Source organism: Kribbella hippodromi (assembly GCF_039531045.1).
GTDB lineage: Bacteria > Actinomycetota > Actinomycetes > Propionibacteriales > Kribbellaceae > Kribbella > Kribbella hippodromi.
On the sequence record NZ_BAAAPH010000012.1, the window covers coordinates 102,593 to 116,744 of the forward strand.

General features: G+C 68.2%; 16 protein-coding genes. 5 read left to right on the forward strand and 11 right to left on the reverse strand.

All coding sequences use genetic code 11. The features are described from left to right. Positions 1-148: 148 nt before the first annotated feature. The 3 genes from ABD260_RS19615 to ABD260_RS19625 all read left to right on the forward strand — a co-directional run bounded on the left by ABD260_RS19615 (position 149) and on the right by ABD260_RS19625 (position 2,662). Positions 149-991, forward strand: coding sequence for an isoprenyl transferase (locus tag ABD260_RS19615; protein ID WP_344235047.1), 843 nt, complete (start codon positions 149-151; stop codon positions 989-991). An 83-nt stretch (positions 992-1,074) separates the two neighbouring features. After that, positions 1,075-1,257 carry a hypothetical protein gene (locus tag ABD260_RS19620; RefSeq protein ID WP_344235048.1) on the forward strand — a complete coding sequence of 61 codons (183 nt, stop codon included), beginning with the start codon at positions 1,075-1,077 and terminating at the stop codon, positions 1,255-1,257. After that, a complete protein-coding gene (locus tag ABD260_RS19625; protein ID WP_344235049.1) occupies positions 1,250-2,662 on the forward strand; it encodes a hypothetical protein in 1,413 nt (470 codons plus the stop codon). Before ABD260_RS19620 ends, ABD260_RS19625 begins: the two co-directional genes overlap by 8 nt. A 159-nt stretch (positions 2,663-2,821) precedes the next feature. On the opposite strand, the gene ABD260_RS19630 is transcribed toward ABD260_RS19625, so the two are convergent. The 4 genes from ABD260_RS19630 to ABD260_RS19645 form a co-directional block, all read right to left on the reverse strand. Continuing rightward, on the reverse strand, positions 2,822-3,463 hold the full coding sequence (locus ABD260_RS19630) for a response regulator transcription factor (protein ID WP_344235050.1): 642 nt from the start codon (positions 3,461-3,463) through the stop codon (positions 2,822-2,824). 53 nt (positions 3,464-3,516) lie between these two features. Beyond that, entirely contained in the window at positions 3,517-4,740 is a 1,224-nt protein-coding gene (locus ABD260_RS19635; protein WP_425553357.1) for a sensor histidine kinase, read from the reverse strand. A gap of 107 nt (positions 4,741-4,847) precedes the next feature. After that, entirely contained in the window at positions 4,848-5,657 is an 810-nt protein-coding gene (locus tag ABD260_RS19640; protein ID WP_344235052.1) for an ABC transporter permease, read from the reverse strand. Beyond that, positions 5,654-6,535 (reverse strand): ABC transporter ATP-binding protein, encoded by an 882-nt coding sequence (locus ABD260_RS19645; RefSeq protein ID WP_344235053.1) that lies wholly within the window; start codon positions 6,533-6,535, stop codon positions 5,654-5,656. Before ABD260_RS19645 ends, ABD260_RS19640 begins: the two co-directional genes overlap by 4 nt. Before the next feature lie 218 nt (positions 6,536-6,753). Between ABD260_RS19645 and ABD260_RS19650 the strand changes: the two genes are divergently transcribed. Together ABD260_RS19650 and ABD260_RS19655 are read left to right on the forward strand one after the other, a co-directional pair. Next, the gene (locus ABD260_RS19650; protein ID WP_344235054.1) at positions 6,754-7,848 is read left to right on the forward strand and encodes an S-(hydroxymethyl)mycothiol dehydrogenase; all 1,095 of its coding nucleotides are present in this window, start codon (positions 6,754-6,756) and stop codon (positions 7,846-7,848) included. Positions 7,849-7,887: 39 nt separating this feature from the next. Next, on the forward strand, positions 7,888-8,823 hold the full coding sequence (locus tag ABD260_RS19655; RefSeq protein WP_344235055.1) for a sigma-70 family RNA polymerase sigma factor: 936 nt from the start codon (positions 7,888-7,890) through the stop codon (positions 8,821-8,823). Here the strand turns inward: ABD260_RS19655 and ABD260_RS19660 are convergent. From ABD260_RS19660 to ABD260_RS19690, 7 genes are all read right to left on the reverse strand, one after another. After that, entirely contained in the window at positions 8,809-9,303 is a 495-nt protein-coding gene (locus tag ABD260_RS19660; RefSeq protein WP_344235056.1) for a GNAT family N-acetyltransferase, read from the reverse strand. The genes ABD260_RS19655 and ABD260_RS19660 overlap by 15 nt on opposite strands. Before the next feature lie 79 nt (positions 9,304-9,382). Then, a complete protein-coding gene (locus ABD260_RS19665) occupies positions 9,383-10,354 on the reverse strand; it encodes an aldo/keto reductase (protein WP_344235057.1) in 972 nt (323 codons plus the stop codon). 77 nt (positions 10,355-10,431) lie between these two features. Further along, a complete protein-coding gene (locus ABD260_RS19670; protein WP_344235058.1) occupies positions 10,432-10,914 on the reverse strand; it encodes a MerR family transcriptional regulator in 483 nt (160 codons plus the stop codon). A 57-nt stretch (positions 10,915-10,971) separates the two neighbouring features. Further along, positions 10,972-11,364 (reverse strand): Fur family transcriptional regulator, encoded by a 393-nt coding sequence (locus ABD260_RS19675; protein WP_344235059.1) that lies wholly within the window; start codon positions 11,362-11,364, stop codon positions 10,972-10,974. 63 nt (positions 11,365-11,427) lie between these two features. Next, a complete protein-coding gene (locus ABD260_RS19680; RefSeq protein ID WP_344235060.1) occupies positions 11,428-12,432 on the reverse strand; it encodes a metal ABC transporter permease in 1,005 nt (334 codons plus the stop codon). Next, positions 12,429-13,187 (reverse strand): metal ABC transporter ATP-binding protein, encoded by a 759-nt coding sequence (locus ABD260_RS19685; RefSeq protein ID WP_344235061.1) that lies wholly within the window; start codon positions 13,185-13,187, stop codon positions 12,429-12,431. The genes ABD260_RS19680 and ABD260_RS19685 overlap by 4 nt, the downstream gene beginning before the upstream one ends. After that, entirely contained in the window at positions 13,184-14,125 is a 942-nt protein-coding gene (locus ABD260_RS19690; RefSeq protein ID WP_344235062.1) for a metal ABC transporter substrate-binding protein, read from the reverse strand. The genes ABD260_RS19685 and ABD260_RS19690 overlap by 4 nt, the downstream gene beginning before the upstream one ends. Positions 14,126-14,152: the final 27 nt, after the last annotated feature.

Genomic DNA, 14,152 nt, shown 5'->3' on the forward strand with positions numbered 1-14,152 from the left:
GTTCCTGGGTGCGTTTGGTTAAGGGTTGCATACGGAGGGTGTTCGGAGCGGGGAGTTATCCACAGGTTGCAGGTTGCTGTGGGGGGTGGTTGGCGGGGTGCCAGGGAGGGTGGATCGGGTGGCGGGGGTGGATGGGAGACTTTGAGGTATGTCTCCTATTGGGCGTCGGCGGGCACGGGTGGTTGGGACGGGCGCGGCGGAGAAGAAGGTGGTGGTCGCGCCGGAGCCGCATCCTTCGGGGGCTCGGGTGCCGGGGGTGCCTCGGGAGTTGGTGCCTCGGCATGTGGCGATCGTGATGGATGGGAACGGGCGGTGGGCCAAGCAGCGGGGGCTGGCGCGGACCGAGGGGCATCGGGCCGGTGAGGCTTCGTTACTGGATGTGATCAAGGGCGGCATCGAGATCGGGGTGAAGTACATCTCGGCGTACGCGTTCTCCACCGAGAACTGGGCCCGGTCGCCGGAGGAAGTGCGCTTCCTGATGGGGTTCAACCGCGAGGTGATCCACCGGCGCCGCGACGAGCTGGACGCGATGGGCGTACGGGTGGTGTGGTCCGGCCGGCGCCCGCGCTTGTGGAAGAGCGTGATCGACGAACTCGAGTACGCCCAGGAGCGTACGAAGGACAACGACACCATCACCTTGCAGTTCTGCGTGAACTACGGTGGCCGGGCGGAGCTCGCGGACGCGATGCGGTCGATCGCGCGGGATGTTGCCGAGGGCAAGCTCAACCCGGACCGGATCACCGAGAAGACGATCGGCCGGCACCTGTACGCGCCGGACATCCCCGAGGTCGACCTGTACATCCGGCCCTCGGGTGAGCAGCGGACCAGCAACTTCCTGATCTGGCAGCTCGCGTACGCGGAAATGGTCTTCCTGGACACGCTCTGGCCCGATTTCGACCGGCGCGATCTGTGGCGGGCGATCGAGCTGTACGCGCAGCGGGACCGCCGGTACGGTGGCGCGATCCCGAATCAGGTTGCCGCCGACAACTGAACCGCCGAGAACTGAGCCGCCGGCAACTGAGTCGTCAGCAAACCCCGGGAACCGGAATGACCGGCGCGCCGTCTAGTCTCGATGTGGCAGTAGACGACACGAACGGGGACGGTAACGTGCAGGATCAGCCCGCGGAGGAGACTCCGCAGCAAGCGGTCGAACGGCAACTCCGGGCGGCCCAGGAAGAGGTCCGGCAGGTAGCCGAAAAGATGCGCGCCGCCCTGGCCGAGAACGAACAGCGCACGAAGGAAGGCACCGATGGCTGACGAAGCGGCGTACGCTCAGCACGTCGAGGCGATCGCGACCGCGATGGCGAGTACCCGCGGGCTGCTGGACGCGCTGTCCGACGACCTTGACCCGACGAAGCTCGGCGCGGCCCTCGGGCGTCGGCTGGATGATGCCACGCAGCTGGGCGCCGTGACCGGATTGCTGCAGCTCGAGGGCGAGGCCCGGAACGCCTACGCGGCGCGGGGCGGTGAGGATGTCGAGACGCGGGCCAGGCGGGACGACAAGATCGCGGCCGCCGATGCCGCGGTGCGGACGTCGTACAGTTCCGCGCAGGAAACGGCGGCGAATCTGGGCAAGATTCTCGGGCAGGTGCGGGACCGGCTGGCCGCCGACGACCAGCAGCTGAAAGAGACCGTCGACGGTCTCGACAAAGGCCTCGACCAACTCAATCAGCTCGAGCAGTTGACTGGCCGGAAGGGTGCCGCGTCGAGGCAACTCGGTGAGGGCCTGGTCGAGCTCAAGCGTGCGGCCGAGAACGCCCGCGAAGAGCTCGAGAGTGCCGGCAAGGAGCTCGGCCAGGCGCGGCGCGCAGTGTCCGACCTGGCGAAGACGCAGCAGCAAGCTGGCGGTAACGCGCACTCGCGCGCGGTGACGGACGCCTCAGTGGATGCGCAGCGTGGGATCAGGAGCGCGCGTGGTGCGGTTCAGTCGCTGCACGAAACTTTGAGCCGGGGCGAGGGGCGCCGATCCGAGACCGTCGAGCTCGCGATAACCATGGCCAACACGGCCGCTGAGGCCGCCAGGAAGGCAGCCGAGCAGCCGGCGCCCGAAAACACCGGGCCCGCCGGCGGGCCCGAGACCTCCCGGATCCCTCAAACCGCCGCGCCACAAGAGGTCGCCGGCACCAGGCTCGAGACCTCCCGGTTCGAGGCCGCCGCGCCACAAGCGGTCTCCGGCAGCAGGCTCGAGAGCTCCCAGTTCGAAGCCGCCGGGCAGCAGGCGGCCGCGCCGCAGGCGGCCGCGCCGGTGTCGCGGATCACGGAGCTACTCGCCCCGCCGCCGCAAGCCGCCGAGCAAGCGACCGCACCACAAGCCGCTCAGCCATCGGCCGCTCAGCCGCAAGCCGCTCAGCCTCAAGCCGCTCAGCCGCAAGCTGCTCAGCCGCCGGCTGCCGAGGTGCAGGCCGCTGCGGTGGAGGGTGATCCGGAGTTGGCGGCCTCGTTTCGGGCGGCTGGGTACTCGGCCTCGAAGTTCGGGCCGGCTACCGCGGCGCAGTCACCGGCTACCGCGGCGCAGTCACCGGCTACCGCGGCGCAGTCGCCGGTGGATCCGCGGGTTGCGTGGGCGAGTGGGCAGCCGATGGGTGAGAACTCGATGGGGGCGAAGGAGTACCGGCCGGAGTCAGGTACGCAAGGGCGGGACAACCACCGCGACAGCCGCTGACACGCAGCCGCTGACGCGCAGCCGACGGCTGGCCGAAGCGGCGGCTGGTCCGCGGCGGTGGGTCGGCTTGAGGCGGCGGCTGGTCCGCGGCCTTGGGTCGGCTTGAGGCGGCGGTTCGGCTCGGAGGTGGCCGGTCGGTGGGTGGTCCTGGGCCGTGGGTCAGCGGCCGGGGGACGGGAGTAGGCCGCGTTCTATGGCGACCGTCACTGCGTGGGTTCGGTCGTCGACGTCGAGTTTGGCGAACAGGCGTTGAAGGTGGGTTTTTACGGTTGCTTCGCCGATGAAAAGTTCGCGGCCGATTTCCGCGTTGCTCAGGCCGCGGGCGACGGCTGCCAGGACCTGCAGTTCGCGCGGTGATGGTGCCGTGGCGGTCGTCGGCGCCGGTGCTCGTAGGCGCGACATCAAGCGGGCCGCGACCGGCGGGGCGAGGACTGTCTCGCCGCGGGCGGCGGCGCGGATTCCGTTCAGCAGCTCGGTGTGCGGGGTGTCCTTCAACAGATAGCCGGCTGCTCCGGCCTCGACCGCGTGCAGGATGTCGGTGTCGGTGTCATACGTCGTCAGCACCAAGACCCGAGTCTCCGGGTACCTGGAAACGATCGCCCCGGTAGCGGCGACCCCATCCATCCGGGGCATCCGCAGATCCATGAGTACGACATCCGGCCGCGTCGACTCGACGATCGCCAGCGCCTCCGAACCGTCACCGGCCTCGCCGACGACCGTGATGTCCTCGGTCACCGACAACATCCCACTCAGTCCGGACCGCACCACCGGATGATCATCGACCACCAGAACCCGAATCACTCACCCTCCCGCAACGCCACAACCACAATCAATCACGCCCACCCGCAAAGCCGTCACGCGTCCTCCTGCAGAGCCGGCACCAGTACCTGGACCCGCGTACCCCGCCCAGGCGCGCTCTCCACCTGCACGGATCCGCCCGACTCCTCGACCCGCCCCCGCATAGCGTTCAACCCGAACCCACCGGACTCAGCACCAGGCGTGAACCCGGTCCCGTCGTCCCGGATCTCGATCCACACTCCATCAGCCGACAACCCCAGCGTGATCAGTACCTGGGTAGCAGCAGCATGTTTGCGTACGTTGGCCAGCGCCTCCTGGGCGGACCGCAGCAACACCACCTGCTGCGCTTGGGGCAACGCCGTGACCTCCTCATCGGCAAGGTCCAACGCGACCTTCACGTCCACGCCGGTCTCGGCCGCGAACCGTTCCGCCTGCCGCCGCAGCACTTCGGTCAACGTTGCCTCTGACAACGCAACTGGGGTGAACGCGGCAACCAACGCCCGCGCCTCCGCCAGGTTCTCCCGAGCAGTGTCCTCGATCGCCGCCAACCGAGCCGCCGTCCCGGACGTGCCACCACGCGCCAACTCGGCCGACGCGGCCTGGGACAGCATCACGATGCTCGTCATGCCCTGAGCGAGGGTGTCGTGGATCTCCCGCGCCATCCGCTCCCGCTCCGCCATCACGCCCGCACTGTGGTGCGCCTCGGCCAACTCGTCCCGCGCCGACTCGAGCTGTTCAATCAGTTCGGCGCGCTGCTGGCTCTGCGTGATCACCTTCTCGATCCAGATACCGAACAGCAGGCTGACGACCAGACTGACCAGCATCCACGGCAGGATGCTCCAGAACGCGCTCCAGCCCCACCCCGCGCTCCACAGCTGTGCGGTACCCACCCCGACGACCAGGAGCAGGCTGAGCCCGATCCCTTCGCGGACGTCCTCGCACAGCAACCAGATCTGCGCCGACGCGATGAACATCAGGAACACCGACTGCGGGTACAGCCCGATCAGCATCATCAGTGCCGCGATCAGCACCAGCCGATACGCGTACGACGGGAGCTTCCGCCGCGACCGCACCGCCGGAAGACCGATGAACTGGTACGCAATCCCCAGCACCACCGCCGTACCCAAGTACATCAACTGCCGCGTACCACTGAGGTCGCCGGTGAACGACAACCCCACTGTCATCACCAGCAGCACCCAGAACACGATGTGCCACCCGGTGATTGCCCGGGTCCACACCGGTTGTCCGGCGCCGCTGCGTGTGCTGTCCACGGACCCCATCTTCCTCCACACCAGAACCCACACACGAGGCCCGGTCCAGGCGGGAGCCCAGGACAAGTCGGTACGGCGCTCCGCGCGAGCGGGCGCCGTACCGGGGAACTCCTTCATCAGCCGGCGTCCCGGCGGGTCCAGCGGAACAGCCGCTGCGCAAGGAACAGCCCGACGACCAGCCAGACCGACAGCACGATCGCACCGGTGCCGAGCTGCCACGAACCACCCGGCTCGTTCACCTCGTACCCGTCCGGCAGGAACACCGACCGCATCCCCTGGGCAAGCCACTTCAGCGGGAAGAACTCCGACACCGTACGCATCCACGCGGGCAGACTGCTGTACACGAAGTACACACCGGAGATGAACTGCAGCAGCAGGACCACCGGGGTGACGACAGCGGGCGCACCCCGGCCGGACTTGGGTACGACCGAGAATGCGATGCCCAGCACCGAACCCGATGCGGTACCGAGTACGAAGATCCAGACGAACCGGAGCCACTTCGACGGCTCGGTGGGGATGTCGACGCCGAGCAGTAGTCCGGCGATCGCGAGCAGTAGCGCGAACTGCAGGACCGAGGTGACCAGGACCAGGCCGATCTTGCCGATGAAGTACGACTGCGGCGACATCGGCGTACCGCGCAGGCGCTTGAGGGTGTCCTGGTCGCGCTCGACCGCGATCGCGATCGCGAGCGACTGGAAGCTGGTCAGGAAGATGCCGGAGGCAATCATTCCGGGGGTGAAGTAGGTGGCGGCGGTGACGCCGCCGGAGAAGTCGGTGCCGCTGAAGACGGCGGAGAAGATGCCCAGGAAGATGATCGGGAAGAAGAATGTGAAGATCAGCTGCTCGCGTTCGCGGAAGAACTCCTTCACCTCGATCCCGGTCCGGGACAGTCCGACCTTGAGCGGCGACGGCAGTACGGCACTCACTTGAGCGCTCCTTCCAGGGCCGGGGCGGTGGCGTCCACCGAACCGATGAGTTCCAGGTAGATGTCTTCGAGGCTTGGCCGGCGGACCTGCAGCTCGGGTATCTCGCCGCCGTACTCGGCCAGCAGCCGCGCGACCTCGGCGCTCGGCCGGTCGGTGCGGAGCTCGCGCGGGCCGTCCGCGGCCAGCCAGGAGACCCGCGCGGTGCGGGCACCACGGCCGCCGAGGGTGTCCGGGGTGGCGACCTCGACCATCTTGCCGTTGGCGATCACACCGACCCGGTCGGCCAGGTGCTCGGCCTCGTCCAGGTAGTGGGTGGTGAGCAGGATCGTGGTGCCCTCGGTGCGGAGCTCCTTGATCAATGTCCAGAACTGCCGGCGGGCCTCCGGGTCGAACCCGGTGGTCGGCTCGTCCAGGAACAGCAGCTCGGGGTTGCCGATCACCCCAAGCGCCACGTCGAGCCGGCGGCGCTGACCGCCGGACAGCTTCCGCGTCCGCGTCTTGCGCTTCTCCTCCAGCCCGACCGCGGCGATCACCTCTTCCGGGTCGCGCGGCGACGGGTAGTACCCGGCGAAGTGGTAGACCATCTCCGCGACGCTCAGCTCCGCCTCGTCCCGGCTGCTCTGGGCGACGATCCCGAGCCGCGCCCGCCAGTGCCGGTCGCCGAGCGCCGGGTCGGTCCCGAGCACGCTGATCTCACCTTCGTCGGCCCGGCGATACCCCTCCAGGATCTCCGTGGCCGTCGTCTTTCCGGCGCCGTTCGGGCCGAGCAGGGCGAACACCTCGCCCCGGTGGATGTCGAGGTCGACACCGTTGACCGCGACCTTGTCCGGATACCGCTTGACCAGGCCGCGCACCCGCACTGCGTTGTCGTTCTCCATGCCTCAACCCTCGCGTCCCGCGCCCCTTCCCCGGGAGCCCCACCCGGTGGACCCCATGTCCCCCAACCGGTGGACACGGACGTAACGACAGGAGGTGGTGGACCCGATGGGCGTTCGGCGGCTGGAGTCAGGCGTGGCGGGCGGTATACGTAGGTGACTACGTCCTGTTCTTGGGTACACGGGTAGCGGGGGAGGGGTGGGGCGGTTAGGTTCGGGGGATGGCTCAGACGGTGCGTGGTGTGGTGGCGGCGGGCAAGGGTGCGCCGGTGACGATCGAGGAGATCACGATCCCGGATCCCGGTCCCGGGGAAGCGGTCGTGAAGGTGCAGGCGTGTGGGGTCTGCCACACGGACCTGCACTACCGGGAGGGCGGGATCAACGACGACTTCCCGTTCCTGCTCGGGCATGAGGCGGCCGGGGTGGTGGAGTCGGTCGGTGCCGGGGTCACGGACGTCCAGCCGGGGGACTTCGTCGTACTGAACTGGCGCGCGGTGTGCGGTAACTGCCGCGCCTGCCTGCGCGGCCGGCCGTGGTACTGCTTCAACACGCACAACGCGGAGCAGAAGATGACGCTCGCGGACGGGACCGAGCTGAGCCCGGCGCTCGGGATCGGCGCGTTCGCGGAGAAGACGCTGGTCGCGGCCGGTCAGTGTACGAAGGTGGACCCGGCCGCGAAGCCCGAGGTGGCCGGCCTGCTCGGCTGTGGGGTGATGGCCGGCCTCGGCGCTGCGATCAACACCGGCAACGTGGGCCGCGGTGACAGTGTCGCGGTGATCGGTTCGGGCGGGGTGGGTACGGCCGCGGTGGTCGGCGCCCGGCTGGCGGGTGCGGCGAAGGTGATCGCGATCGATCTCGACGAGCGCAAGCTCGCGACTGCGACCGAGCTCGGCGCGACGCACACGCTCAACACGAAGGGCCTCGACCACGACGGTGTCGTCGCGGCGGTGCAGGAGCTGACCGGTGGGTTCGGCGCGGATGTGGTGATCGACGCGGTCGGCCGACCGGAGACCTGGAAGCAGGCGTTCTACGCCCGCGACTTGGCCGGCACCGTCGTGCTGGTCGGCGTGCCGACGCCGGAGATGCGCCTGGACATGCCGCTGCTCGACTTCTTCGGCCGCGGTGGTTCGCTGAAGTCCAGCTGGTACGGAGACTGTCTGCCGAGCCGTGATTTCCCGATGCTCATCGACCTGCATCTTCAAGGCCGGTTGCCGCTGGACCGGTTCGTGTCCGAGACGATCGCCTTGGAAGAGGTCGAGGACGCCTTCGCGAAGATGCATCACGGCGACGTACTCAGGTCGGTCGTCGTTTTCTGAGCCCGATGAGTTTGCGGTCCGGGGGGAGTACGTACGTTCATGGAGCGTGATGAGTTCGAGGCGCGGGTGGCGCCGTACCGGCGGGAATTGCTGACGCACTGTTACCGGATGCTCGGATCGGTGCACGACGCCGAGGACCTGGTGCAGGAGACCCTGCTCCGGGCCTGGCGGGCGATCGACCGGTACGACGGGACTCGCGCCTCGATGCGTACGTGGCTCTATCGGATCGCGACCAACGTCTGCCTGACCGCATTGAAAGGGCGCGGCCGCCGGGCGCTTCCGTCCGGACTGGTCGGTGCCTCGGACGATGCGCAGGCGCCGATCGAGCCGATGACGGATGTGCCCTGGCTGCAGCCGTTCCCGACCGACCCGGCGGATGCGCTGAGTACGCGGGGCAGTTTGCGGCTCGCACTCGTCGCCGCGATGCAGTACCTGCCGGCGAGGCAGCGCGCGGTCCTCGTCCTGCGTGATGTCCTGGATTGGCCGGCCGCGGAGGTCGCCGAGGCGCTGGAAACCACCACTGCCTCGGTGAACAGTGCCCTGCAACGTGCCCGCGCCCGGCTCGCCGAGATCGACCTGCAGGAAGAGGATGTAGCTGAACCAGCCGAGATCCGTACGGTTGTCGACGACTACGTCCGTGCTTTCGAGGCGGCCGACGTACAGGGCCTGACGCGCTTGCTGACCGAGCGCGTCGTGCTGGAGATGCCGCCCGCGCCGCTCTGGTTCGTCGGGCGGGAGGCGTACGGCGAGTTCATGGAGCGGGTGTACGCGCTCCGGGGCACGGCCTGGCGGATGCTGCCGACCGTGGCGAACGGCCAGCCCGCCGCCGGCGCGTACGTACGCGGCGACGACGGGCGGTTTCAGGCGCACAGCTTGCAGGTCTTCACCGTCGACGGGACGGGGATCAGCCACAACATCACGTTCTTCGACCGGGACCTGTTCGGGTACTTCGGCCTGCCACTACACCTTGAATGAGATCCACAGGTCCGGTGTCGCGTCGGGCTTGCCGGCGATCGGCCGGGTCTCCTGCGTCCACACGTCGCCGGACACCTCGGTCGCGACCCGCTGCCAGAACCGGACCGCCTTCTCGTTGTTCCCCTGGAACGCGACATCGCACGGTCCAGGGTGGTGGGACAGTACTTCCTGCACTGCCCGCAATCCCAGACCACCGCGGCGTACCGGACGCACCATGAAGAACGCGTTCAGTACGTGGACCGGCTGCTGCAGCGCACGCATGAAGCAGAAGCCGACCGGGTTCTCGCCGAGCGACGCCAGGTACCCGGCCCACTCGGGGTCACCGGTCAGGACGTTCTCCAGCCACTCGGTGCGGTAGCTGCCGTCCGGCTTCGGCAGTTGCCCTTGGAACTCGGACATGTCGTGCCGGAACAGCAGCCAGAGCCGCTCCATCACGGTCCGGTCGGAAGGCTCGACGCGACGCACCACAAGATCAGACATTGGTCTCCTCAAAGGGTTCAGAACGCAGCAAAGCCTCCCGCCGGAAGAGTCCGGTAGGAGGCTTACTGTGCACAGTTTATCAACCCTGCGGCGCGGACCGTCCGGCGACCCAGGCCATGTCCGGGTAGCGGTTGCCGATCGGTGCCAGCTTCGCCAGTGAGGCCAGGTCGGCGGCGGACAGTTCCAGCTCGAGCGCGCCGGCGTTCTGCTCCAGGTACCGCCGCCGCTTGGTGCCCGGGATCGGCGCCACGTCATTGCCCTGGGCAAGCACCCAGGCGATCGCCACCTGGCCGGCGGTCGCGTCGTAGCGGCCGGCGATCGCGCGGATCTCGTCGACCAGCGCGAGGTTCGCGTCCAGATTCGCGGCGTCGAAGCGGGGCAGCGTCCGGCGGAAGTCGTCGGCCGCGAGGTCCTTCGGCAGGGCGCCGGTCAGCATGCCCCGCCCGAGTGGCGAGTACGGCACGATCCCGATGCCGAGCTCCCGGCAGGCGGGCGCCACCGACTCCTCGATGTCCCGGCTGAACAGCGACCACTCGGACTGTACGGCGGTGATCGGATGCACCGCGTGGGCCCGGCGGATCGTCTCCGCGGACGCCTCGGACAACCCGAGGTACCGGACCTTGCCCGCCTCGATCAGCTCGGCCATCGCCCCGACGGTGTCCTCGACGGGTACGTCCGGGTCGATCCGGTGCTGGTAGTACAAGTCGACGTGATCGACACCGAGGCGCCGCAGCGACGCGTCGATCGCCGAGCGGACGTACTCGGGTGAGCCGTTCACAGCGTTGGACCCGGTCAGCGGATTGCCGGCAATGCCGAACTTCGTGGCCAGGAACACCTCGTCCCGGCGGCCGGCGATCGCCCGGCCGACGAGCTCCTCGTTGGCGCCGGTGCCGTAGATGTCGGCGGTGTCGAGGAAGGTGATGCCGAGGTCGAGCGCGCGGTGCAGTGTGGCGACCGACTCGGCGTCGTCGGGCTCGCCGTACGCGTAGCTCATCCCCATGCAGCCCAGTCCCAGCCGGCTGACCTCGGCGCCTTGATTACCCAGTTTCATCGGAATCTCCAGTTCATGGCATGGCTCCGCCGTCCGAACGTCGCATCGACGGCCCGGCTGCGTAGCGAGAAGGGTTGTTACGGGGCGGCGGTGCCGCCGTACACGGTGATCTTGTAGTCGGTCACCGCGAGGGCGAGCTGCAGTTCACGCAGCTGCCGCTGGATGCTCGCCCGGTGCTCCTGCATCAGCGCGAGCCGCTCCGGCTCGGTGTCCGGGCCCTGCTGTACGAGCTGCAGGTAGTGGCTGATCGCGCCGATCGACATCCCGGAGGCACGCAGCCTGGTGACGAACACGATCCGCGCCATCGCCTGCCGGTCGTAGCTGCGGTGACCCGCCGCGTCCCGGCCGACGCTGACCAGGCCGACCCGCTCGTAGTACCGCAGGGTGTGCGCGGTGAGGGCGGTGAGCTCGGCGGCCTCGGCGATCGACAGCTGCTCGGGCAGATCGTCGGGGAGCTCGAGCAGGTGCAGCAGGTCCGGATCGACCGGGGGCAGCTCGGAGCGGTGGTCCAGGATCGCCTGCCGGCGGTCCGGGGCGGTGAGCAGGTCGGTCGCGTTCATGTCTTCGACCGTACGCCTTTGAGTGCGCTCAAACGCAAAGGTGACCTGCGACACAGGTTAGGTGTTCTGGCACTCCTGGCAGGTGCCGAAGATCTCCAGGGTGTGGCTGATGTCGGTGTACCCGTGCTCGGCCGCCACCTTGTCGGCCCAGCGCTCCACGGCCGGCCCTTCGACCTCCACGGTGCGGCCGCAGTTGCGGCAGACCAGGTGGTGGTGGTGACCCTTCGAGCAGCGCCGGTACGCGGTCTCGCCGTCGGCGGTGCGCAGTACGTCGACCTCGCGGGAGTCCGCGAGCGCCTGCAGAGTGCGGTAGACGGTGGTCAGGCCGACCGCCTCACCGGCGGACCGGAGCTCCAGGTGGATCTCCTGAGCGGTCCGGAAGTCGTCGATCTGGTCGAGCGCGTGCGCGACCGCCGCGCGCTGACGGGTCGAGCGTGTTCCGATAGCCACCGTTCCTCCTGTCTTCTCCATGCCGCCTCCCAGTCTCTCAGAACTCAGCAACTCGGCAGCAACTCAGTGCTCGTCCCAGTGATCACCGTGCGCCGCGTGCAGGTGCCCGTCGTGGACGTAGTCGACGTGGTCGCCGTGTTCGACCTTCTGGTGGCCGCAGGCCGGGTTGTGTGCGTGCGGGTGCCCGGCACTGACCACATGCGGTGCCGGAGCTGGTACTCCGACCTCTGGCTCCTCGTCCGCGAGCGGGCGGTTCCGCCCGGCCCTCCGGCGCAGCAGCGTCCCCACCGTGGCGGCTACGACAAAGCCGGCCAGGGCCAGTACGACGATGGTTGCGCCCGGCGCGACATTGGCGTTGTACGAGGTGACGATGCCGGCCAAGCACGCGGCCACACCAATCACACATGCGGTCACGAACGTACTCCGGAACGACCGCGTCACCTGCTGTGCGGTCGCTACCGGAACCACCATGAGTGCACTGACCAGCAGCAGGCCTACTGTCCGCATCGCCACAGTTACTGTCACTGCGGCCATCACAGCGATCACCAAGTTGAGCAGTTGCACGCGGAGCCCAGTCGTACGCGCGAACTCCTCATCCTGGCACACCGCGAACAGCTGGGGCCCTAGACCGATCGCTACTACCAGCACAGCAACAGCCAGGCCGACTACCACGTACAGGTCGCTCTGGGACACCGTAGTGAGTGAACCGAACAAGTAGGTGTTCAGTGTCGCGGCGCCTTGTCCTGCTAGTCCGATGAGCAGTACGCCGCCCGCAATACCGCCGTAGAAGAGCAATGCGAGCGCTACGTCACCAGTTGCCTTGCCACGAGACCGTACTAGCTCAATAGCCGTCGCACCGGCGATCGACACGATCACTGCGGTCAGTACGGGTGCCTGTCCGGTGAGCAGGCCAAGCGCCACACCAGTGATGGCGATGTGCCCGATCCCGTCACCCATCAACGAGAGCCGCCGCTGCACCAGGTACGTACCGATGGCCGGTGCGGACAGCCCGGTGAGCAGTCCGGCGATCAGAGCCCGCTGCATGAACTCCAGCTGAAACATGGTCATGAGGAGAGCCAGCCTGAGTCTTCAGTGGTGTGCGAGTGGTGTACGTGGGCGTGGGTCTGCGAGGCGTGCGGGGGACCGTCGTAGACGATGCGGCCGCGGCGCATCACTACGGAGCGGTCGATCAGTGCGTCCATCGGCCCCAGGTCGTGGCTGACCATTACGACCGTCGTACCGCGCTCGACCCGCTCGCGGATCGCATCCGCGAAGATCTGCTGGCTGGCCAGGTCGACACCCGCGGTCGGCTCGTCCAGGACCAGTAGCTCCGGGTCGGACACCAGGGCCCGCGCGATCAGTACGCGCTGCTGCTGCCCGCCGGACAACTCCGCAACCGCGTCCTTGCGCCGATCGGCCATGTCGACCACTTCGAGCGCGTGCTCGATCGCCTGCTTGCCGTCGGCACCGAGTGGAGCGAAGAACCTCCGCTTCGACAGCAGACCGGACGAGACCACTTCGTACACGGTCGCGGGGACGCCGCCGGCAGCGGTGATCCGCTGCGGGACGTACCCGACGCGGCGCCACTGGCGGAATCGGGGGACCGGGGTGCCGAACAGCCGCACCTCACCCCGAGCCGCCGGCAGCAGTCCGACGACGGTCTTGATCAGCGTGGACTTGCCGGACCCGTTGGTGCCGAGCACGGCGAGCACCTCGCCTTGCCGGACCTGCAGGTCGATGCCTCGTAACACCAGGCGGCCGCCCAGGTCGACCGAAAGATCGGCGACCTGAACGGCCTGGGGGGAGTCGGTTTCGGTACTCACGAGCAGCTGTTGGCCTTCTGGAGTTCGCGCAGGTTCTCCTGCATCAGAGTCAGGTAGGTTTCCTTGGAGTTCGCGTCCGAAAGCCCCTCGATCGGGCTCAGCACAGCGGTTTTGACGCCGACGTCGTTCGCGATCGTGTCGGCCACCTTCGGACTGACCAGCTCCTCGTAGAAGATGGTCGTCACGTGCTGGGCCTTCACGATGTCCTGGACCTCCTTGATCCGGGTCGGGGTCGGCTCGGCGTCCGGGGTGAATCCGGCGATCCCGACCATCGTCAGACCGTACCGCTTGGCCAGGTACGCGAACGCCTCGTGGCTGGTCACGAACGTCTTGAGCTTGCAGTTCGCCAGCCCGGTCTTGTACTCGGTGTCCAGCTTGCCGACCTGATCGAGCAGTGCCTTCGCGCGTTCGTGGTACCCGGTGGCGTTCGCGCTGTCGACGCTGGCCAGCTTGTCCTCGACCGCCTTGACGACGGCCGCGTACCGGACCGGGTCGAGCCAGAAGTGCGGATCGAGCGCCTTCGTGTCGTGCGCGGCCTCGGCGCCGTCCTTGTGCTCCTCGAAGTCGGCGCCGGTCGCCTCCAGTTGCGCGGCCGGGGCGACGTCGAACCCGGCGTCCTTCGCGTTCTGGGCGACCGCCTCGTCGACGGCCGGCTGCAGGTCCTTCTCGTACACGACCAGCTTGGCCGCGGCGATCGAGCCGACCTGCTTCGGCGTCAGCTCCAGATCGTGCGGCTCGACACCGGGGGCGGTCAGGGTGGTGACGTTCACCGCGTCGCCCCCCACTGTGCGGGCGATGAACTCGAGCGGGTAGAACGATGCCACCACGTCGAGCTTGCCGCCGCCGGAACCATTGGCGGTGGCGCCACCGCATCCGGCCAGGGTGATGGTGGCCAGGGCAGTGGCACCGGCGAGGACAGCTCGAAGACCAGATCTCATGACAATCATTTTCATTTAATCGGAACT

Excerpts from the sequence above, each read along its gene's own strand:
- ABD260_RS19645 (WP_344235053.1), bottom strand. The coding sequence starts at position 6,535 with ATGGAGAACGACAACGCAGTGCGGGTGCGCGGCCTGGTCAAGCGGTAT.
- ABD260_RS19660 (WP_344235056.1), bottom strand. The coding sequence starts at position 9,303 with ATGTCTGATCTTGTGGTGCGTCGCGTCGAGCCTTCCGACCGGACCGTG.
- ABD260_RS19615 (WP_344235047.1), top strand. The coding sequence starts at position 149 with ATGTCTCCTATTGGGCGTCGGCGGGCACGGGTGGTTGGGACGGGCGCG.
- ABD260_RS19670 (WP_344235058.1), bottom strand. The coding sequence starts at position 10,914 with ATGAACGCGACCGACCTGCTCACCGCCCCGGACCGCCGGCAGGCGATC.
- ABD260_RS19635 (WP_425553357.1), bottom strand. The coding sequence starts at position 4,740 with ATGGGGTCCGTGGACAGCACACGCAGCGGCGCCGGACAACCGGTGTGG.
- ABD260_RS19650 (WP_344235054.1), top strand. The coding sequence starts at position 6,754 with ATGGCTCAGACGGTGCGTGGTGTGGTGGCGGCGGGCAAGGGTGCGCCG.
- ABD260_RS19665 (WP_344235057.1), bottom strand. The coding sequence starts at position 10,354 with ATGAAACTGGGTAATCAAGGCGCCGAGGTCAGCCGGCTGGGACTGGGC.
- ABD260_RS19655 (WP_344235055.1), top strand. The coding sequence starts at position 7,888 with ATGGAGCGTGATGAGTTCGAGGCGCGGGTGGCGCCGTACCGGCGGGAA.
- ABD260_RS19690 (WP_344235062.1), bottom strand. The coding sequence starts at position 14,125 with ATGAGATCTGGTCTTCGAGCTGTCCTCGCCGGTGCCACTGCCCTGGCC.
- ABD260_RS19680 (WP_344235060.1), bottom strand. The coding sequence starts at position 12,432 with ATGACCATGTTTCAGCTGGAGTTCATGCAGCGGGCTCTGATCGCCGGA.
- ABD260_RS19625 (WP_344235049.1), top strand. The coding sequence starts at position 1,250 with ATGGCTGACGAAGCGGCGTACGCTCAGCACGTCGAGGCGATCGCGACC.